The organism is Thalassotalea ganghwensis (assembly GCF_053485795.1).
In genome coordinates, this window is sequence record NZ_JBQRUM010000012.1 from 107827 (window position 1) to 128843 (window position 21017).

Sequence of the window (21017 nt, forward strand, 5' to 3'; positions counted from 1 at the left end):
ATTCTATTTTTAATGAATTACCCTTACAATCCCGTACAGACTTTACCACTATCCAAAGTATAGCTTAAGCGATTAGCCGCCTATCTACTTTATTGATTGGAGATCACGGATGACTATTGTATGCCAAACCTCACGTTTAATCGTTCGCCACTTAGCTCATGCCGATGCAGACTTTATTATACGTTTACTCAATGAGCCCGCATTTATTGAGTATATTGGCGATAAAGGCGTACGCAATCGCGAAGATGCCATCGAATATATCGAAGGACCAATAGCCAGTTATAAAGCAAATGGTTTTGGTTTGAGTGCGGTTATTGAACGGCAAACGCTTCGACCTGTTGGTCTGTGTGGTGTGCTCAAACGAGCAGAGCTCGATTTACCTGATCTAGGTTATTCACTTTTACCTGAATTTTGGGGGCTCGGATACGCAAAAGAGGCGGCTACAGGCGTTCTTGAAAGTGCTCATGTAGATTGCCGTATCGATAAAATTGCAGCAATTACGTCCCCTAATAACCAGCCGTCTATTGCTGTATTAGAAAAGCTTGGTTTTGCGTTCGTAGATATGAAACCACTTTTCGAAGGCGAGCCAGCGGTGCGTTATTTTGAAAAAGCCTTTAAATAACCCATGTTGTAATATGCTTGGCAAGTTGCTTAGGTTGCTCCAGCGGTAACATGTGTCCTGTTCCGAGCCCTCGATATAGCGAAAAATTCTTATATGCAGCTGCCTTTTTTAACCAATGATTATTGATGAGCGGATCTTGTTCGCTGTAATAGAAACTGACGCTAGTTTGATTGTGCGCTAATGGCGAAAGCAAATCACTGCGCACTGTGGTTGCCTTTATTTGCCAATATAAAGTCTCTGCACCTAACTCTTTATCCATCAGTTGCAGACTTGTTATCAGGGCTGATTGATCGCTGCTTTTATCCAGTAGGTTTTTCGCTTTTATCGTTGTTAGGCCTTGATAGTGGTTTTCCTCTAGCCACGCTAATGTTTGCGCTCTGAGCAATAGTTCATGTTCGGGTAACTGAGTCGGCGTATTGCTGACAATAAATAAGCTTTTTATTCTCTCGGGATAATGGCAAGCGATATATGCTGCAAGGTACCCACCTAACGAAAAACCTAGCAAATAACATGGATGCTGCGGCAGATTATCGATAAGCTGAGTGGCGATGTCATCGATACTACCACCTTTTGGTATTTCAACATGAACCAACGCTAAATGATCTGGTAATAAAGGGATCAACAGTTGCCACAATCTTTGGTTACACATGGTACCAGGTAAGCAATATATTTTTATCTTATCGTTAGACAAAACCTTTACCTATTCACTTACGTTCGCATCGTATTGATATAGGCGATAGCTGACTTGACCAGCGTTCTTTTCCTTTATTAACGTCCAGTTATTGGGGGCAACCCATTGACAAGGCTCGTTTTCCATCTCGACATAAATTAGCGCGTCTGGCGCTAACCAACCGGCATTTATTAGCTGGCAGGTCTGTTCTACATATTGTTTTCGAAAAGGAGGATCAATAAAGACTATGTCATAGTGCTGGTCAGCGGGTTGGCTTAAATAAGCAAGCGTGTTTGTTTGAATGACTTTGCAGTTTGTCGCTTCTAATCGTTGCTTGTTTTGATCGAGTTGTTTGGCGACCTGCTGGTCAAATTCTAGCAAGGTAACATCTTTTGCACCGCGAGATAACGCCTCAAATCCAAGGCTTCCAGCGCCTGCAAAGCAATCTAAGCAACAAGTATCCTGAATATAGGGCATTAACCAATTAAACAAGGTTTCTTTTACTCTATCGGTGGTTGGACGAAGACCCTCAGACATCAGTACCGGCAACTTACGCCCGCGATATTTGCCAGCAATGACTCTAATAGCGCCCATTTTGCTACAGGTTGTTTTATTTTTTTGATGCGTTTTCTTGGCTCTGGTCATTTGTCTGAGGCTTTTATTTTTTTATCGGCGATTTAGATGTTACTATAGCTGCAATTTTATCCTTGTTTACCGCGCAATTACTATCATTAATCTGCGCTTTCAGAAGAAATTGTAAGTATGTCAAAGAAAAAAGGTATGTTTTCTTGGTTAGGTTTTGGTAGTCAAAAAGACGCCCCTAAAGAAGCTGATGTTGCTGAAAAAGAACAGACAGATTCGCCAGAATTGCTAGAGAAAACACAAGAAATATCCGAGAAAAAAGATGACAATGATGATGTTATCGCAAACACTGTGTTGCCAGAGCCAGAGCCAGAGCCAGAGCCAGAGCCAGAGCCAGAGCCAGAGCCAGAGCCAGAGCCAGAGCCAGAGCCAGAGCCAGAGCCAGAGCCAGAGCCAGAGCCAGAGCCCAAGAAAGGTTTATTTGCACGCCTAAAACAAGGGCTCAGTAAGACTCGCCAAAACTTAGGTGGCGGTATTTTCGATTTGTTTCGTGGTAAAAAAATCGATGATGACTTATTTGAAGAATTGGAAACACATCTGCTGCTTGCTGATGTTGGCGTTGAAACCACCACAAAAATTATTGACTCATTAACGCAAAGTGCTAGTCGTTCGCAGTTAAAAGATGCTGAAGCCTTGTACCAATTACTAAAAGTCGAGCTTCAAACTCTCATTAAGCCGGTAAGTGAGCCGTTGGCAATTGAAAATGCACAAGGCCCCTTTGTCATTCTTATGGTCGGTGTCAATGGTGTTGGTAAAACGACCACCATTGGTAAGCTTGCTAAGCAGTATCAAGCCCAAGGTAAATCAGTGATGTTAGCGGCAGGTGATACATTTAGAGCGGCAGCGGTTGAGCAATTGCAAGTATGGGGGGAGCGTAATGATATCCCTGTTATCGCCCAACATACAGGTGCAGACAGTGCTTCAGTTATCTTTGATGCGTTAAGTGCTGCCAAGGCGCGTAATATCGACGTCTTGATCGCTGATACTGCGGGTCGTTTACAAAACAAGAGCCATTTAATGGAGGAACTGAAGAAAGTGGTTCGAGTCATGAAAAAGCATGATGAACATGCCCCTCATGAAATTATGCTGACTTTAGATGCTGGAACCGGACAAAATGCGTTGAGTCAAACGCAATTGTTTAATGAGGCTGTTGGCCTCTCCGGATTAACGTTAACCAAACTCGATGGTACCGCAAAAGGGGGAGTTGTTTTTGCGATAGCAGATAAGTATGGTATACCTATCAGATACTTAGGTGTCGGTGAAGGCATAGATGATTTACGTCCTTTCGACGGCGAAGATTTTATTGATGCCTTATTTACAGAAGAGTAATGACCATAGGGTAACAAACTAGTTTATGATCCGTTTCAATAATGTCAGTAAAACTTACGCCGGAGGCGTTATTGCGCTACAAAACGTGAGTTTTCAGCTTGCTGCTGGTGAAATGGCTTTTTTGACTGGCCATTCTGGCGCAGGTAAAAGTACGTTATTGAAATTAATGAGTTTGATGGAAAAGCCAACCAGTGGCAATATTCGCATTAATGGACAAGAGCTTTCTTCGGTCACTTACAATCAAATTCCTTATGTGCGGCGCCGGATCGGGATGATTTTTCAAAATCATAACCTGCTGATGGATAGAACCGTTTTTGATAATGTCGCATTACCGTTAATTATCGAAGGATATAGCCACAAAGAGACAAAAAAACGTGTCGAAGCTGCGCTCGATAAGGTACATTTAGGCCATAAAATTAAAAGTTTCCCCAATATGTTGTCCGGCGGTGAACAACAACGCGTCGGTATTGCTCGGGCGATTGTCAATAAGCCCCCTATTCTGCTTGCCGATGAGCCAACCGGCAATCTTGACCCTAAGCTGTCATTAGAAATTATTCGTCTATTTGAAGAATTTAACGATGTCGGGGTTGCGGTGTTAATTGCCACTCATGATCTGGGGTTAATTGCTCGATTGCGCTATCGAACATTAACACTAAAACAAGGCAACATGATTAACGATGGCTTACTCGAAGGTATGCAATCATCAGGTAATAACTATGCATGATTCTCCTACTTCAAGCCGGAAAAAGCGTCATCTTATCGATAGAGTAATGGGTCGTGTTGTTCGACATCTGCAACAAGGCATTGGCAGCCTAGGTGACTTGTGGCGAACTCCTTTTACGTCAATAATGACAGTGCTTGTTTTGGGGATCAGTTTAACCTTGCCTGCAACACTTCACGTTTTTGTTAAAAATGCGAATCAAATTTCCGCTCAGTGGGATTCAGCTTCAGAAATTAGCTTGTTTTTAAAACTATCAATTTCTGAAAAACAGGCGTTACAGTTTGTAGAACGCATCAAGCTATATCCCGAAATTGCTAACGTAGAGTATATTTCATCGCAAGATGCCTTGACGCAATTTAAAGCATCATCGGGTTTTGGTGAAGCATTATCCTATTTAGACAGTAACCCTTTGCCCGCAACGGTATTAGTGACGCCAACAAGTCGCTCCAGCAAGACAGAAGCGGCACAAGAGCTACTACAAAAATTAGAACAAGAGCGAGAAGTTGAACAAGGAAAACTCGACCTTGAATGGTTAACCAGGCTTGAGGCAATTGCCCGATTAATCGAGGATGTTGTTCTTGGGCTAGCGGTTTTATTGTGTTTATCGGTAGTATTGATTATTGGCAATACCATTCGCTTAGCTATTCTTAATCAAAAAGACGCAATAGCAGTGATGAAGCTTGTTGGTGCGACTGATGCATTTATTCAAAGGCCTTTTTTATATGCTGGGGTTTGGTATGGGGTGCTAGGCGGCTTGGTAGCGAGTATCTCGGTCAGCATCCTTGTCTATTATTTTTCTGCATCGATAGTCGAGCTAACTGAGTTGTATCACAGCAGCTTTTCATTGAAAAACCTCGATACAAGCGAAATGATCTTTTTGATTGTCTTAGCCGTACTGCTTGGGCTTTCTGGTAGCTTTATATCAGTGCGTAAGCATATTCGAGCGATAGAGCCTACTGCTGATTGATGATGAACAATTTATGTCAATAAATTGTAACATTTAGATGTATGTTCACTAATCTATTGTTTAGCAAAGTTAAATTTCACGTTCGCGAAAGCTATCCTTTAAAAAAGCGGATATTTTTGAAAGATAAGGTTGTGAAACCCTGTCTACTAAGGTAATGTTTGCCGTCAGCGTTCGCGATCCGAAGCTTGTTGTGCTAAAATCGCGAGCATGATTAAAGAGGAGTTTTTCAATGAGTAATACAATGCAATCTATGGCGCTTACGGTTCCGCAAAGCGGCAGCATTGAAGCCTATGTACAATCAGCCTACAGCGTTCCTATGCTGACAGCTGAGCGTGAACATGAGCTTGCTACTCGTTTACATGAAAACGACGATTTACAAGCGGCGCAAGAGTTAATTATGTCGCACCTGCGTTTTGTTGTTCATGTAGCCAAGGGTTATGCAGGTTATGGTTTGCCGCAAGCTGATTTAATCCAAGAAGGCAATGTTGGTTTGATGAAAGCGGTTAAGCGCTTTAACCCCGATGTTGGTGTTCGCCTTGTTTCATTTGCTGTGCATTGGATAAAAGCAGAAATTCACGAGTTTGTTTTACGCAATTGGCGTATCGTTAAAGTCGCGACCACCAAAGCACAACGTAAGCTTTTCTTTAATTTGCGCAAAAATAAAAAGCGTTTGGGTTGGTTTAGCAATGATGAAATAAGCAACGTTGCTCAATCGCTTGGTGTGAGCGAGAAAGATGTCATGGAGATGGAATCTCGCATGAGCAATCAAGATCAGGCTTTCGAGTTGTCTTCGGATGACGATGATAACAGTGCAAGTGGTAGCAGTTTCTCTCCAGCTCAGTATTTAGAAGATAAACAATCAGATCTTGCAACAGAAGTAGAAGATCAAAACTGGGAAGAACATGCCAATCAGCAGTTAGCTAACGCGCTAGTGGCACTTGATGACCGTAGTCAAGATATCATTAAAACTCGTTGGTTAGATGATGATAAAAGTACACTGCAAGAGCTTGCTGATAAATACCAAATTTCTGCTGAGCGTGTCCGTCAGCTAGAAAAAAATGCTTTAAATAAACTCAAAGGTGCGATGGCAGCTTAGTGTTTAACAGGTTCTTTAATAATAATGCCGGCTAGATGTCGGCATTATTGTTTTTAGCCGAAATGTTAAGTTTGAATGCTTTGTGTTTACATCATTAGAAAAAAATTAACAAAAACGCTGTTTTTTTGGACAATAACGCTGGTTTCACTCTGATAATTTGATAGACTAGCTGCCTAATAATAATACTAAAAAGAGATGGTCGCCTTAATGGAAGTCAAGGCAACAAGTGACGAATTGGCTGCAAGGCAGCTTCCCAAGCTAAAATCATTATTAAAAAAATATCGTCACTTTAAAACGATGCAAACTGGTTTGCTGCAATTATCAGAATTAGCCAGCAAGGTTACCGATATGCAGTCGTTTTATTCTGCCCTAACTTCAGTGATTGAATCGCTCTTTATCACTGATAGCTTTCACATATCTTTACTCAATCAACATCGCCAATTAGAGCTGGCCTACTGCCAAAATCAAGAAGATGCTCGTCTTATCGATAAAATAGATTGGAGCCAATGGCGCCAAAGCCTCACCGGTATTGTCTTTCAAAATGAAGAACCTATGCATTGCAGTTCTGCGGAACGAATGGCGTTAGCTAAAGCGGGTAAGATAATTTTATATGGTTCGTCTTGTGTCGATTGGCTAGGGGTACCATTGCGTAGAGGTCATCAGGTTATCGGCGTTATTGCACTGCAAAGCTACAATAATAAGCTCTATTTTGATGATCGGGATTGTCAATTGCTAGAGTTTATTGCCGAGCATTTGGTTACCGCTATTGATAGGGTGCGAGGCCGTGAGCTGCTCGAACAAAAAATTCGCCATCGTACGCAAAAATTAACCGAAGCTAACTTAAGGCTACAACAAGAAATTGCGGAAAGACAACGTGCGGTAAAAGTGCATAAAGCGTTGTTAGCGATATCAGAATTAACCGCAACAACCGAAGATATCAATATTTTTTATCAAACCATACATGGCCAGATAAAAACATTGTTGCCAGCAAGTAATCTCTATATTGCTTTATTAAATGCTAGCACTTCAATGTTAGATTTTACCTATTATCATGATGAAAAAATTGACCATCCTAAACCGAGAAAGTTTGCTAATGGTTTAACTGAACTTGCACTTAAGATGGGCAAACCCTTGCTGATTAGTAATCGGGTTATTCATACCCTAGAAGAAGACGGGTGCATAGAAACACAGCCGTTTACCATGAAGTATCCGTTAGAGCGATTACCGCAAGCATGGCTTGGCGCGCCTTTAATTGATCGTGGTAAAGCCATTGGTGTTTTAGCGATTCAACATTATCAAGACGATAAAGCCTATCAACAGGAAGACTTAGAGATTATTCGTTTTGTTAGCCAACATATTGCCACCGCAATTTTGCGTAAAACAGCCCAAGACAATATTCAACGCAGTAAGCATGAGCTTGAGGTGATTGTTAATCAGCGGACTGAGCAATTGCAAGCCAGTAATTTAAATTTGCGTATGCAAATAGAAGAGCGTAAAAAAGCGGAAGAGCGACTATTCTATGAAGCTCACCATGACGCCTTAACGAAGTTGCCTAACAGAGCAATGTTTTCTGATCGACTTTCCTTTGCGTTAAAACACTTGAAACGACATCCTAATCATCGTTTTGCGGTACTCTTTATCGATTTAGATCGCTTTAAGATGATCAATGATACATTAGGACATTTAGCTGGTGATGAATTTCTAATTGAGATCGCACACCGATTAAAACAGTGTGTGCGAGACAATGATATTTTAGCGCGCCTGGGGGGCGATGAATTTGTTATTTTGCTTGATTCATTGCAGTCGCTTGATGATATTGAGGAAGTCGCCGGTCGTATTATCAGTGCGGTAAGTCAACCATTTGAATATGACGGAAACAGCTTATATTCAAATGCCAGTATCGGTATTGCAACGTGTAGCCATCATTATAAAGATGCCAGTGAAATTCTAAGAGATGCCGATGCGGCAATGTATCAGGCGAAAAATCTTGGACGAGGTCGTTATGTCTTTTTCGATGAAAGTATGCGTGAACAGCTAATTGCCAGTTTAACGTTAGAGCAAGAGTTGCGCGTTGCCATTAAAGAGCAACAATTCGAATTACATTATCAACTTATCTCCGATTTAGAGTCTCACAATACTTTAGGTTTTGAAGCTTTATTACGTTGGTGTCACCCAACTAAAGGTATCTTGACGCCAAGTGAGTTTCTTTTTATGGCTGAAGAAACCGGGTTAATCTTAGAAATCGAGACTTGGGTAATTGAAAATGTCTGCCAACAATTAAAACAATGGCAAGGTGAGCCAGAACACCAAAATGCATTTATTGGTATCAACCTGTCGGGACGTCACTTAACACAGCTTAATCAAATTACTCGCCTAGTAGATATTATCCAGAGAAATACTAAGCAACCTGAGCGTCTAATTCTTGAATTTAATGAAGCCGCTTTTAGCCAAAACAACGAACTTGCTTTAAAGGGCTTGAGAATGCTCAAAGCTATCGGTGTTAAACTTGCGTTGGATGATTATGGTGCAGGACAATCTTCATTTAACTTTTTACATAGTTACCCTTTTGAATTTATTAAGTTAGATCGAAGCTTAATCAAAACTTTACATGCTAATGATAAAAACCTTTCCTTAATAAAAGCGTTACATGACTTGGGAAGTAGCTTTGGTTATCGTTTAGTGGCAGAAGGCATCGAGTCTGAAGAAGTATTAACTAAGTTAACGCAAGTAGGGTGTGACTTTGGTCAGGGCTATCACATTAGCCGACCAGCTCGAATCGAGCTAGATGATAGCGATGCAACTGAAAAAACTAAAGCCCGCGCTTAACGTTTTCGCTTTGAATGCCCCGCTTTTTACAGTGCCTAATATTTAATTCTTATAAAAGAACCCCTCAACTCTTAATGCCAATCCTGGTGTGGTTTTATAATCTATATCTCTAGGCCATTCGATAAAGGGTTCAACTTCAAAATATAACCATTTCTTATAAGCGTTAAAGCGATAGCGGTAGCTTAAGGTGTATTTATCGACAAAAAAGCCTTCCGCACCATTTCTTTCCCCCTGTACTTGCACGCCAAACAGTGAAGCGGTTGTCTCGTCGTGTTGACTAAGATTATATAGGCCATGCTTCCAGCGTATACCACTAAATGATTCAGAACCACGAATACTGTAATTAACGCGAATTTGCTGATGTTTTGAACGTTGATAGTCATATTCAAGTAACAAACGACTGCCTAAGCCATCATCAAGGAAATAATAAACCGACGGTTCAAACTTTAAACTATGGTTATTTTGCCAAGTAAAACGCTTTACGTAGCGAGATCTGAGAAAAATATCACCGCCAGAAATACCGATGCGTGAAGCGGTAAACTGTTGACTATCTTTGATATGCACGTAGCGCACAGCCGCAGAAAAATGCTCATCTTCATTATCTCGTTGGCTATTAATAGTTTCTAAAGGCAGTTGCGTTTGGTCGTTTTCATCATCATCGGACAAAATTAAGTCCATGCGGCTACTAAAATAAGGCAGTTTTACTTTGATTCTAAAGCGTGCTTTAAATTCTGAGAAATCTCTCGCTTTAGGTGCCCATGTTAAACGTATTCTCGCATTGGTTGACGGCATATGGCGCTGACAGTCATCTTCGGTAAAGAAACTATCAAACCAAACCGCAGATTGAAATACTGAATCAGACACTGACTGATGAAGATCAGTCATCCATTCACTCTCGTCAATCGGTTGAGTTGACTCTACATTTGCTGGTATTTCGTTACGTTCTTGTTGGGCATCGGTACTTAAGCATTGGCTATAAGCGGCACTAGTTAACAAGGCGCAACTGAATAATAAGGCAATACGAGGTACAACTTGGTAACGATTTAAATAAGACAACGATCGAACCCTTATCTTTTCCGTGCTTTTGTGGTGCTTTTTTCAAACAAAACTTTATAATGGACTTACTAAGAGTATAGGAGTTTTTCTATGGGTGGTATAAGTATTTGGCAATTATTGATCGTTGCTGTCATCGTCGTTTTATTATTTGGTACTAAGAAACTTCGTAATTTAGGTAGTGATCTTGGTTCTGCCGTTAAGGGGTTTAAAAATTCTGTCAGTGATGATGAGCCTGAATCAGTTGAACAAAAAAAATCAACCGAAGAAAAGCAAATTGTTGAAGAGAAAGACAAAGAAAAAGATCGCGTCTAATCTATGTTTGATATCGGATTTTGGGAACTATTGCTCATCGCTATCATTGGTCTTGTTGTGCTTGGCCCAGAGCGATTGCCTGTAGCTATTCGCACGGTCAAGGGTTGGGTGAGTAATATTCGCCGCTTTAGTGATTCTGTGAAAAGTGAATTGTCAGAAGAGCTGCGCATTCAAGAATTACATGCCAACCTCAAAAAGGCAGAGCAAGCCAATATGAAGGATTTGTCTCCAGAGGTTGCCGAATCGGTTAAATCGTTAAAAGAGGCTGCGGAAATGGTTAACAATCCGTATAAAGTAAAATCTGACGATGCTACTGAACAGAAAGGGCAAGAGAAAGACCCCGAAAAATGAGCCAACAATATACCCTATTTGATCATTTATTAGAGTTACGTACTCGCTTGCTGAAAGCGGTTTTATCAGTACTCATTATTTTTTGCTCGATGATCTATTTCGCTAACGATATCTATGAATATGTATCAAAACCGCTATTAGCGACAATGCCTGAAGGTGGGCAGATGATTGCAACTGATGTTGCCTCCTCGTTTTTTGCCCCGTTTAAATTAACTATCGTATTGGCAATTTTCATTGCCATGCCTTTTATTCTTTATCAAGTATGGGCATTTATCGCGCCTGGCTTGTATCGTAATGAAAAGCGCTTAGTTGCACCACTGATGTTTGGCAGTTCATTTCTATTTTATGCCGGTATTGCGTTTAGTTACTTTGTCGTATTCCCTGTTGTCTTTGCATTTTTTACGTCGGTAGCTCCGCAAGGCGTCACTATCGCAACCGATATTAGTAGCTACCTCGATTTTGTCTTAAAACTATTTTTTGCGTTTGGTATTGCCTTTGAGATACCAATAGCCATTATTTTGATGTGTTGGACTGGCTTTACTACGCCGGAAAGTCTTAAGGCTAAACGACCTTATATTATCGTTGGCGCGTTCGTCGTTGGTATGCTACTAACGCCGCCTGATGTCATTTCGCAAACCTTGTTAGCATTGCCAATGTTATTGTTATTCGAAATTGGGGTTATTATTTCTGCGATGAAGTTTTCTAAGGATGACGAGGATGTCGAATCGTTAGATTCCGCAGATCATAAACAAGATTAGTTAATTGCTAGGCCAAACTGAGAACCGTTGATTTGATTGATATAGGGGTAAACTTTACTAACGAGCGCTTTAGCAAAGATCGCGCTGAAGTTATTCATAGAGCTAGAATCAGTGGAGTCCAGGGACTATTGGTAACTGGTACTAGCGTCATTGAAAGTCAAAAAGCCCTCCAACTCTGCCATCAAAACCCAGATTATTTGCGCTGTACCGCAGGCGTGCATCCTCATGATGCCGATGCTGTCAGCCCTTATTTTATTGACGAGTTAACCGATCTTGCTCGCTCGCCTTTAGTCAAAGCGATTGGAGAGTGTGGCTTAGATCATAATCGTAATTTCTCGACACCTGAAAATCAGTTACGTGTTTTCAAAGCACAAGTAGCGCTTGCTGCTAATCTCGAAAAACCGCTATTTTTGCATCAACGAGATGCATTTGAAGCCTGGTATGACGTACTATCGCCATTTTTCGACAAGGTGCCCGCTATGGTATCACATTGCTTTACCGGCAATAGAGCGGAACTCGATAAGTGCTTGGCAGCCAATATGTATATTGGTATCACCGGTTGGGTTTGCGATGAACGTCGAGGTCAAGAGCTTCAGGATATTGTTAAGCATATACCGTTAAGCAATTTAATGATCGAAACCGATGCACCTTACCTTACCCCAAGAAATATAAAACCTCGGCCAAAAAGTAATCGCAATGAACCCAGTTATTTGGCTTTTATTGTTGATAAACTTGCTGAGTTAATGCCATATGACAAAGATGAGATTATCCATCATAGCCAATTAAATGCTCGACGTGTTTTTAATTGGGAGCAATGCTAATGCGTTTGCTATCGATTTGTCTGCTTTGGTTGTGTTGTGCCTATTCCCTGTCAGCCCAAACCTATGGCATTGAGGTTAAATCGCCCACCTTACTAAAATCAGCTGTATATCAACTTGATAACCCAGATAAAAGGTCATTTAGCGCTAATCAAGTTGTAAACTTAGATACTCGATATTGGTCCAAGTATGCCGCTAAACCTTTTGCGTTAACTCAACAAGCCCATTGGATGATGATTGAGGTATCCAATCAGCAGTCGACAAGCGCGAACTTTTATCTTTTATTTAACAATGCACTGAAGTTGAGAGATATTCAGATTTATCAGCCGAGTCTAGATGACATCATACAAGTGAGCCCTGTTACACGTTTCTATGATCGGTTCTCGAGTGGAGAATTAGCGATTGCGGCGCGAACAACGATTAAGATTTACGTACAGGTAACAAACTTGTCAGCTAATACCATAGATATTCAAGTGCTTGACGCTCAACAGTATGTAAAAAGCTTAGCCAATAACCATTACCAATCGGGTTTAGCGATTGGCGGTATGCTCACCTTAGCATTTACCGCTTTGGCATTATTCATCGCTAATGGCAGTAAAACCGTATTGTTTTTGTTCGGGTACTTTTTAACGATTAGTTTTGTCATTTGTGTACAACTCGGATTAACCTTGTATCGCTTATTTCCTAACTTTCCAGAGTTAAAAGGGGTCGAGTTACCAATCTTAGCGGTTGCCAGTGTTATCTTTATTTTCGGGTTTACCCGTCAACTGTTTAACTTACGAAAACAGCTTTTATTGGCGGATAACTGGTTGAAGTATAGTAGCTGGCTAGCCTTTACATATTTACCTGTCAGTATGCTCTTGAGTATGACCACAAATTTACACGTAAGTCATCTATTGTCTTTATATGCTTTCGGTTGCTTGGCGGTGATTGGTAGTTTATTGATTTATCGTAAGCTACGATTAGCCACACTATATACCCTAGTGATGGGCGTACAATTTTTGGTTCATGCCGTTTTATGGTTAAGTCATTTTGGCGTAGGTATTGATATTGAATTTTATATCTTGTCCTTTGGTTTACACGGGTTTTTAATACTCTTTATTTTGAGTCGTCAGTATTATTATCAACAACTTGATACTAAGCGCATGCAAGCGGAATCTTTAGAGAGCGAATTAACATCACGTCGAGCCCAGCAAGAACTGATAGAGTTACAAAAAGAAACGCAAGAACAGTTAGAAGCTCGTGTTCAAGAACGCACACTTGAGTTAAATATAGCATTGCAAGAACTTGAAGAAGCCAACAGAGAGCTTGCAGAAAAAAATACCCTAGATGAGTTAACAGGGCTATTTAATCGCCGTCATTACGACCAAAAAATTGTTGCTGAGTTTAGACGTAGTCGCCGAAACCTTACCCCATTAAGCATCATTGTTATTGATATCGATCATTTTAAACAAGTAAACGATACTTATGGCCACATTGCAGGTGACAACTGTTTGGTAGCGTTAGCACGATTAATCAAAATGTCATTACGACGCAGTACTGACATAGGCTGTCGTTATGGTGGCGAGGAATTTTGCTTACTATTACCGGAGACCGATGAGGCTGGCGCGAGTGCATTGGCTGAAGAGCTCAGGACAACGGTTGAAAAGCAAACGTATTCGGTTGAAAACCAAGAAATCAGTTTTACCATTAGCTGCGGCATTAGTACCTATCAGCAACAGCAAGATGTCACCCCAGAATTATTATTTTCCGCTGCCGATAAAGCACTTTATCAAGCAAAACGTAGCGGGCGAAATCAAGTAAAAGTGTATGATATTAATACATTGCTAGCAGAGCAGGAGCTTACATCATGAGTGAATTTGGCCAATATCCAGCGAGACGTATGCGAAGAATGCGCCGCGATGATTTCTCTAGAAGGCTAATGGCGGAAAATCAACTAACCGTTAATGATTTGATCTATCCCGTATTCGTTTTAGAGGGTGAAAATCAACGAGAAGCAATCCCTTCAATGCCAGGTATTGAGCGCAAAAGTATCGACTTATTGTTAGAAGAGGCTCAAGAGTTAGTAGATTTAGGCATACCAGCCATTGCTATTTTTCCTGTGACACCAATGGAAAAAAAATCATTGATGGCCGAAGAAGCCTACAACCCCGATGGATTAGCGCAAAGAGCAGTACGAGCAATAAAAGAAAAATTTCCAGAACTTGGTGTGATTACTGATGTCGCATTAGATCCGTTTACCACCCATGGCCAAGACGGGATTATTGGGCAATCAGGTAAAGATGAAGGATATGTGCTCAATGATGTTACCAAAGAGATTCTTGTAAAGCAGGCGTTGTCTCATGCTCAAGCCGGCGCTGATGTCGTCGCCCCTTCAGACATGATGGACGGTCGTGTGGGTGCCATAAGAGAAGAGCTTGAAAAACAAGGTTTTGTCAACACTCGAATTTTGGCGTATTCAGCGAAATATGCATCCAACTATTATGGTCCATTTCGTGATGCTGTAGGTTCTGCAGGTAATATTAAAGGCGGCAATAAATACTCTTATCAAATGGATCCTGCCAATGGTGATGAAGCGCTACATGAAATAGCGCAGGATATTCGCGAAGGCGCAGATATGGTGATGGTTAAACCTGGTATGCCCTACCTTGATATCGTCCATCGAGTTAAATCGACCTTTCAGGTGCCAACCTATGCTTATCAGGTTAGCGGTGAATACGCGATGCATATGGCGGCTATTCAAAATGGCTGGTTGGCAGAAAAACCATGTGTTATGGAAGGTTTACTCGCCTTTAAACGTGCGGGTGCTGATGGCATTCTCACTTACTTTGCTAAGCAAGTTGCTCGCTGGCTAAAAGAAGGGTAAACGATTGCCAATATTGAGCCACTCATTATTTGCCATTCATAGTGCGGTCTTGCTTTTTGCTTTATCGGGCTTGTTTGGCAAGTGGTTAACCTTACCTGCTATTGTCATTGTTATTGGTCGCGCGATTTTCGCAGCGATCACCTTGTGGTTGGTTATGGTTTCTGTCAAGCGTCAAGATTGGCGTGTTTCCAGATCCACTTTATTGCCTCTGATTTTTACTGGCATTATATTAGCCGTTCATTGGGCAAGCTTTTTTCAAGCAATTCAAGTCTCAACCGTCGCTATTGGTTTAATAACATTCGCTACCTTTCCTGTTTTTGTCAGTTTACTCGAGCCTTGGTTTTTTAAAGAGAGTTTTCACTACAGCACGCTAATTCAAGGGCTCTTGACTATGGTCGGTGTGGCACTCGTACTTCCTTTGTCTCAGCTCAATGATAGTGTCTTTGAAGGGATCTTTTGGGGGACGGTATCTGCGCTCACCTTTGCTTTTTTAACGCTGTTAAATAGAAAGTTTGTCACTAATGTTTCGGCAACTAAGGTCGCTTTTTATCAAAATGGTTTCGCTGGCTTATCGTTATTGCCATTTTTGATCGTTAATCCTGTTGAAATAACGGGTGAGCAATGGTTGATATTAGTGTTACTTGGTGTGGTCTTTACCGCGTTATCTCATACGCTATTTAATTACTCGCTTAAAGGGATCAAAGCGCAAACTGCGAGTATAGCGGTAAGTTTAGAGCCAATTTATGCGATTGTTGCAGCTTATTTTTTACTTGATGAACGCTTGACATTATTAATGGTGGTTGGCGGCGCATTAGTGGTGGCGGTCAATGTCTGGTCGGTAAGAACCACGCGCGCGATCAAACTTAATTAGCGCATGCTTTAGTGATTACTACAAATGCTTAGTGAAAGGCCTACTTTTTTGAGTTGTTGATTTTCTTGGCTTAATTCATCGGCAATCAGTGGATGATGATCAAGCCATTGTTTTGCTAGGCACAGTCGAAGGTTGTTTTGTTCTATCGTTACTTGATAGCTTGGTAATACGTCATCTTTTCTTCTTCGGCACAAAATAACCGCTAACCTTAAAATACATAGATAGTAGCTAGCAAGTTGTGCATCGACAATAGAGAGCTGCTCCAAGAGATCGGGAGCTATGTCTCCTTTATAAAGCTCAACTAACATGGCAATAAACTGTCGTTCTTCTGGTTCAAAGCCAGGCATATCAGCGTTATTAATTAAATATGCGCCATGCTGTTGATGACGCTTAAACTCTACCAGTAAACCAATTTCATGCAATGTTGCTGCGGTATTGAGTAATTGCTGGTGATTATCATCGTTGAGCTGCCAGTTAGATGAAACACTTTGGTGTAAATAGTTCGCTTGATTTCTCACTCTGCTCGCGTGGTCGAGATCAATATGGAATTTTTCACACAAACCATTTACCGTCCGTTCGCGGATTTTTATTTGGTGACTGTTGGGAAGCATTTCATACAACAATCCTTCACGTAATGCGCCACTTGAGAGTTGCATTTTTTCAATGGCGAGACTTTCGAAGATAGCGATTAATATGGTTAGGCCACTGGCAAATACAGGGATGCGTTCATCGCTCAAACCACCAATATCAATCTTTTCTATTGATTGGTAATTGATCAATGCTTGTTGCATTTCCACTAAAAACTGAGGGGTTATAATGGCGGGTTTGCGCTCAAAAGAAAGAATTTCAGCTAGCGCTTGCATGGTGCCAGAGCCGCCAAGTACGCTTTGCCAACCTAACACTTTATACTTATCAACATGTGGAGCCAACAGTGTTTTTGCGGCTGAAATTGCCGCAGAAAAAGCGGATGAACTTTGCTTACCTTGCGAAAAAAACTGCTTTGTAAATGTCACACAGCCCATATCAAGACTGATGGCGTGGCAAATAGAAAAGCCGTCACCGATAATAAGCTCTGTACTAGCACCACCAATATCCAAGACCAGTTTTTTTTGAGCAGAGCAACTGGTATGAGCAACACCAAGGTAGATATTCTTGGCTTCGTCTATCCCACTAAGTAGCGTGATATTGTGTCCGAGAATTTTATTGGCTTTTGCAATAAACTCATCGCGGTTTTTGGCTAACCTCAATGTGGCGGTGGCAACAATGCGAATATTGGTCACGGGTATATCTTGCAAGCGTTCAGCAAAAAAACTTAGGCATTCAAACCCTCTTGCCATGGCATCTTCGCTTAAGGTATTACTGGCATCCAAGCCGGAAGCAAGTCTAACTTTGCGCTTTACTTTATCGACAACTTGCACACTATCGGCAAGTTGTCGGGTAATTAGCATATGAAAGCTATTTGAGCCAAGGTCGATAACCGCATATAAAGGCGAGAGTTGATGGCTTGTGACAGCTGACATGTTGTTTCCTGCTAGTGACGACGCTGATTCGCTGCTGGTCGACCGCGACCTTTGGCACCTTGTGGGTGGCGAGGACGTCGCTGTCTAGGCTTCGGCTTTGGTAAGTCGGTTAATAAGGCATCAGGATCATATTTACTGACGGGCAAAGAATGCTCAATGTATTCTTCAATGGCCGGCAAGTTAAATACGTATTCTTCACAGGCAAGGCTGATAGCATGTCCTGTTTCACCTGCTCGTCCTGTTCTACCAATGCGATGGACGTAATCTTCACAATCGTCAGGTAAATCATAATTGAATACGTGGGTTACCTGTGGAATATGAAGACCTCGCGCTGCTACATCGGTGGCAACGAGAATATCAAGATGGCCTTTAGTGAATTGCTCCAGTATTTTAAGGCGTTTCTTCTGTGGTACATCGCCAGTTAATAGTCCTACTCGGATATTGTCTGCTTCTAAATGCAAAAACACATTTTCACAACTGTGTTTTGTGTTGGCAAATACAATAGCCTTATCCGGCCACTCTTCTTCGATCAGGGTTTGTAATAATGCCATCTTATCGGCATTTGACGTATAGAATAGCTCTTCAGTAATACGAACATTGGTTTTTTGCTCTGGCGCAACTTCAACACTAACAGGCTCGTTCATGTGCTCAAAAGCAAGTTCTTTGACTCTAAACGATAGCGTCGCTGAAAATAGCATTGATAACCGTTCGTTTGGTGGCGGCATGCGTCTGAACATGTAACGAATATCTTTAATAAAACCAAGATCAAACATCCGATCGGCTTCATCAAGCACAACCACTTCAATGTTATTAAGTTGATAGACGCCTTGTTTGTAGTAATCAATTAAACGACCACAAGTGCCAATAAGAATATCAACACCTTGCTCAAGTTGATTACGTTGTGAATCGTAACCTTCACCGCCATAAACAATGCCTAAGCGTAAGCCTGTAGACTTTGCCATTTCCGTTGCGTCGCGATGGATCTGTATGGCAAGTTCCCGAGTGGGCGCCATAATTAATGCTCTGGGTTGGTTATGTTCCGACGTTGGCTTTTTCAACAGGTGATGAAATGTTGCCGCTAAAAATGCAATTGTTTTCCCTTCGCCTGTTTGTGCTTGCCCTGCAATATCTTTACCTTCCAAGAGCACAGGAAGTGACTTTGCTTGAATCGTCGTGCAGTTTTTAAAGCCCATTGCATCTAATCCGGCAACCACTTGCGGGGCCAAATTAAGTTCGCTGAACTGTTTATCAGTTAAATGTGTTTTCATAGCGCCTAGCTTAACACTATACGGTGTTAATAAAAATTAGTATCTTTTGATATCATCACCAATTATCAGTATTTGAACGAGAAAAGTCAGCTTTTTACTGATTTTTGTTCTTATTTAGCGCAATAAATTATCTTTTATACTCTTGGTAATTGAATTTGATGCAGGTATAATTTTGTTAATTGGCGTTAAGCCACCACTATTTTGGAGATTATAATGAGCGATAAGATTGTTCAATTGACAGATGACAGCTTTGAAGCTGATGTTTTATCTGCATCAGGCCCAGTATTAGTAGATTTTTGGGCAGAATGGTGTGGCCCTTGTAAAATGATTGCGCCACTGTTAAATGATATTGCTGAAGAATATGATGGTCGCGTTACTGTCGGTAAACTAAATATCGATCAAAATGACAATACACCACCAAAATATGGTATCCGTGGTATTCCAACATTATTACTTTTTAAAGATGGTGCCGTTGTTGATACCAAAGTCGGTGCTTTATCTAAAACTCAATTAAAAGAGTTTTTAGACAGTCACGTATAATTTGAATTAGGTCCGTTGCAACGGACCTTTTTACTTTTGTGGCATTAATAATGTCTTCGTGACTTTACGGATGCCATTTTTAATGCTAACTTTAAAAATCGAAAGAAAACAACATTCCACTTTTATCAACTCTATTCGTTCAACAACAGGGCTAATTGCCTTAGCATGACAACGTAAAATAGTTAAAGAACCTTTACTATGAACCTTACCGAATTAAAACAAAAATCCATTAGCGAGCTTATTAAGTTAGCTGAAACGATGAAACTTGAGCATTTGGCTCGTAATCGTAAACAAGACATTATTTTTGCTATCTTAAAAGCTCACGCGAAAAGCGGTGAAGATATTTTTGGCGGCGGCGTTTTAGAAATTTTGCAAGATGGCTTTGGCTTTTTGCGTTCTGCCGATTCTTCTTACTTAGCAGGCCCTGATGATATTTATGTTTCGCCAAGCCAAATTCGTCGTTTCAGTATGCGTACTGGTGATACGATCCAAGGTAAGATTCGTCCTCCTAAAGATGGTGAACGTTATTTTGCATTATTAAAAGTTAACGAAGTTAATTTTGATAAACCAGAAAACTCTCGCAATAAGATTTTATTTGAAAACTTGACCCCGATTCACCCTGATGGTCGACTAACCATGGAACGCGGCAATGGTTCAACTGAAGATATTACCGCTCGTGTTTTAGACTTAGCTTCTCCAATTGGTAAGGGGCAACGTGGCTTAATCGTTGCACCACCTAAAGCAGGTAAAACCTTATTACTTCAAAACATCGCACAAAGTATTGCCCACAATCACCCTGAATGTGAATTAATGGTATTACTTATTGATGAGCGACCAGAAGAAGTAACCGAAATGCAACGCTTGGTTAAGGGTGAAGTGGTCGCATCAACATTTGATGAGCCAGCAAACCGTCACGTTCAAGTAGCAGAAATGGTTATTGAAAAAGCTAAGCGCTTAGTTGAGCACAAGAAAGACGTGGTTATTTTACTCGATTCAATCACGCGTTTAGCACGTGCATACAATACCGTTATACCTTCATCAGGTAAAATCTTAACAGGTGGTGTCGATGCTAACGCATTGCATCGCCCGAAACGTTTCTTCGGTGCGGCACGTAACATTGAAGAAGGTGGAAGTTTAACCATTATTGCGACAGCACTTGTTGAAACTGGCTCTAAGATGGATGAAGTTATCTACGAAGAGTTTAAAGGCACCGGTAATATGGAATTACACTTATCACGCAAGATTGCTGAGAAGCGTGTCTTCCCTGCTATTCACTTTAACCGCAGTGGTACGCGTCGTGAAGAGCTATTAACTAAACCTGATGAACTACAAAAAATGTGGATCTTGCGCAAGATTGTCCATGAAATGGGTGAAATTGACGCGATGGAGTTTATGATTGATAAGCTTGCAATGACCAAAACCAATAATGAATTTTTTGATTCGATGAAGCGTCAATAACGCGAGTCAAATTGAATAAATGAGCCAGCGTAATGCTTAATGCCAGTCAGTTAACAACTGACTGGCATTTTTCTTGGGATATTTGCTAGGTTTTGGTTTAACGCATCTTGGATACGCTCGCTCTCGTTTCATCGGTAAGATGTGGTGCTCTACTTGAGCTTGCAATTGCTCTATTGACTTTGGGATCCGCCCAGCATTTTCTATAAACATCGTTTGAATTAAGTTGATAATACTTATTGCGCAAGTTGTAAAGCTAAGATGTTTTGCATATATCCCGGGCTTTGTTTGTGCCATTTTCACCATCTGATATCTGAGCAAGTTATAGC

General features: G+C 41.0%; 20 protein-coding genes and 1 pseudogene. 15 read left to right on the top strand and 6 right to left on the bottom strand.

Annotated elements, in window-relative coordinates; translation table 11 throughout:
* The first annotated feature begins 109 nt into the window (after positions 1 to 109).
* Positions 110 to 622 (top strand): GNAT family N-acetyltransferase, encoded by a 513-nt coding sequence (locus ACSLUH_RS13260; RefSeq protein WP_448567756.1) that lies wholly within the window; start codon positions 110 to 112, stop codon positions 620 to 622.
* On the opposite strand, the gene ACSLUH_RS13265 is transcribed toward ACSLUH_RS13260, so the two are convergent.
* Together ACSLUH_RS13265 and rsmD are read right to left on the bottom strand one after the other, a co-directional pair.
* On the bottom strand, positions 615 to 1313 hold the full coding sequence (locus ACSLUH_RS13265) for an alpha/beta fold hydrolase (RefSeq protein ID WP_448567758.1): 699 nt from the start codon (positions 1311 to 1313) through the stop codon (positions 615 to 617). The genes ACSLUH_RS13260 and ACSLUH_RS13265 overlap by 8 nt on opposite strands.
* 9 nt (positions 1314 to 1322) lie before the next feature.
* On the bottom strand, positions 1323 to 1937 hold the full coding sequence (gene rsmD / locus ACSLUH_RS13270) for a 16S rRNA (guanine(966)-N(2))-methyltransferase RsmD (RefSeq protein ID WP_448567760.1): 615 nt from the start codon (positions 1935 to 1937) through the stop codon (positions 1323 to 1325).
* 117 nt (positions 1938 to 2054) lie between these two features.
* On the opposite strand from rsmD, the gene ftsY reads away from it, so the two are divergent.
* From ftsY to ACSLUH_RS13295, 5 genes are all read left to right on the top strand, one after another.
* Entirely contained in the window at positions 2055 to 3263 is a 1209-nt protein-coding gene (gene ftsY / locus ACSLUH_RS13275; protein WP_448567762.1) for a signal recognition particle-docking protein FtsY, read from the top strand.
* A 25-nt stretch (positions 3264 to 3288) separates the two neighbouring features.
* Entirely contained in the window at positions 3289 to 3987 is a 699-nt protein-coding gene (gene ftsE, locus ACSLUH_RS13280) for a cell division ATP-binding protein FtsE (protein ID WP_448567764.1), read from the top strand.
* Positions 3980 to 4951 carry a permease-like cell division protein FtsX gene (gene ftsX / locus ACSLUH_RS13285; protein ID WP_448567766.1) on the top strand — a complete coding sequence of 324 codons (972 nt, stop codon included), beginning with the start codon at positions 3980 to 3982 and terminating at the stop codon, positions 4949 to 4951. Before ftsE ends, ftsX begins: the two co-directional genes overlap by 8 nt.
* Before the next feature lie 229 nt (positions 4952 to 5180).
* Positions 5181 to 6047, top strand: a complete 867-nt coding sequence (gene rpoH / locus ACSLUH_RS13290; RefSeq protein WP_448567768.1) for an RNA polymerase sigma factor RpoH — start codon at positions 5181 to 5183, stop codon at positions 6045 to 6047.
* Between the two features lie 207 nt (positions 6048 to 6254).
* Positions 6255 to 8873, top strand: coding sequence for a bifunctional diguanylate cyclase/phosphodiesterase (locus ACSLUH_RS13295; protein WP_448567770.1), 2619 nt, complete (start codon positions 6255 to 6257; stop codon positions 8871 to 8873).
* 42 nt (positions 8874 to 8915) lie between these two features.
* Here the strand turns inward: ACSLUH_RS13295 and ACSLUH_RS13300 are convergent, their stop codons facing one another.
* The gene (locus tag ACSLUH_RS13300; protein WP_448567772.1) at positions 8916 to 9929 is read right to left on the bottom strand and encodes a hypothetical protein; all 1014 of its coding nucleotides are present in this window, start codon (positions 9927 to 9929) and stop codon (positions 8916 to 8918) included.
* Between the two features lie 90 nt (positions 9930 to 10019).
* Here ACSLUH_RS13300 and tatA point away from each other — a divergent pair, with 90 nt between their 5' ends.
* The 7 genes from tatA to ACSLUH_RS13335 are packed head-to-tail and all read left to right on the top strand — an operon-like array spanning position 10020 to position 15905.
* Positions 10020 to 10241 (top strand): Sec-independent protein translocase subunit TatA, encoded by a 222-nt coding sequence (gene tatA / locus ACSLUH_RS13305; RefSeq protein ID WP_448567774.1) that lies wholly within the window; start codon positions 10020 to 10022, stop codon positions 10239 to 10241.
* 3 nt (positions 10242 to 10244) lie between these two features.
* Positions 10245 to 10592 (top strand): Sec-independent protein translocase protein TatB, encoded by a 348-nt coding sequence (gene tatB, locus ACSLUH_RS13310; protein WP_448567776.1) that lies wholly within the window; start codon positions 10245 to 10247, stop codon positions 10590 to 10592.
* A complete protein-coding gene (gene tatC, locus ACSLUH_RS13315) occupies positions 10589 to 11350 on the top strand; it encodes a twin-arginine translocase subunit TatC (RefSeq protein ID WP_448567778.1) in 762 nt (253 codons plus the stop codon). The genes tatB and tatC overlap by 4 nt, the downstream gene beginning before the upstream one ends.
* A gap of 32 nt (positions 11351 to 11382) precedes the next feature.
* Positions 11383 to 12171, top strand: a complete 789-nt coding sequence (locus tag ACSLUH_RS13320) for a TatD family hydrolase (RefSeq protein WP_448567780.1) — start codon at positions 11383 to 11385, stop codon at positions 12169 to 12171.
* Entirely contained in the window at positions 12171 to 14021 is a 1851-nt protein-coding gene (locus ACSLUH_RS13325) for a sensor domain-containing diguanylate cyclase (RefSeq protein ID WP_448567782.1), read from the top strand. The genes ACSLUH_RS13320 and ACSLUH_RS13325 overlap by 1 nt, the downstream gene beginning before the upstream one ends.
* Positions 14018 to 15034: a porphobilinogen synthase gene (gene hemB / locus ACSLUH_RS13330; RefSeq protein ID WP_448567784.1), complete on the top strand. Its 1017-nt coding sequence runs from the start codon at positions 14018 to 14020 to the stop codon at positions 15032 to 15034. Before ACSLUH_RS13325 ends, hemB begins: the two co-directional genes overlap by 4 nt.
* Before the next feature lie 4 nt (positions 15035 to 15038).
* A complete protein-coding gene (locus tag ACSLUH_RS13335; protein ID WP_448567786.1) occupies positions 15039 to 15905 on the top strand; it encodes a DMT family transporter in 867 nt (288 codons plus the stop codon).
* An 8-nt stretch (positions 15906 to 15913) separates the two neighbouring features.
* Here ACSLUH_RS13335 and ACSLUH_RS13340 read toward each other — a convergent pair whose 3' ends face one another.
* Entirely contained in the window at positions 15914 to 17425 is a 1512-nt protein-coding gene (locus tag ACSLUH_RS13340) for a Ppx/GppA phosphatase family protein (protein ID WP_448567788.1), read from the bottom strand.
* Between the two features lie 11 nt (positions 17426 to 17436).
* Complete coding sequence (gene rhlB, locus ACSLUH_RS13345) at positions 17437 to 18693, bottom strand: ATP-dependent RNA helicase RhlB (RefSeq protein ID WP_448567790.1); 1257 nt, start codon at positions 18691 to 18693, stop codon at positions 17437 to 17439.
* A gap of 213 nt (positions 18694 to 18906) precedes the next feature.
* Between rhlB and trxA the strand changes: the two genes are divergently transcribed.
* The gene (trxA, locus tag ACSLUH_RS13350) at positions 18907 to 19233 is read left to right on the top strand and encodes a thioredoxin TrxA (RefSeq protein ID WP_448567792.1); all 327 of its coding nucleotides are present in this window, start codon (positions 18907 to 18909) and stop codon (positions 19231 to 19233) included.
* Between the two features lie 198 nt (positions 19234 to 19431).
* On the top strand, positions 19432 to 20691 hold the full coding sequence (rho, locus tag ACSLUH_RS13355; protein WP_448567794.1) for a transcription termination factor Rho: 1260 nt from the start codon (positions 19432 to 19434) through the stop codon (positions 20689 to 20691).
* Between the two features lie 36 nt (positions 20692 to 20727).
* Here rho and ACSLUH_RS13360 read toward each other — a convergent pair.
* Positions 20728 to 21017 (bottom strand): annotated as a pseudogene (locus ACSLUH_RS13360) (IS4 family transposase); the annotation flags it as partial.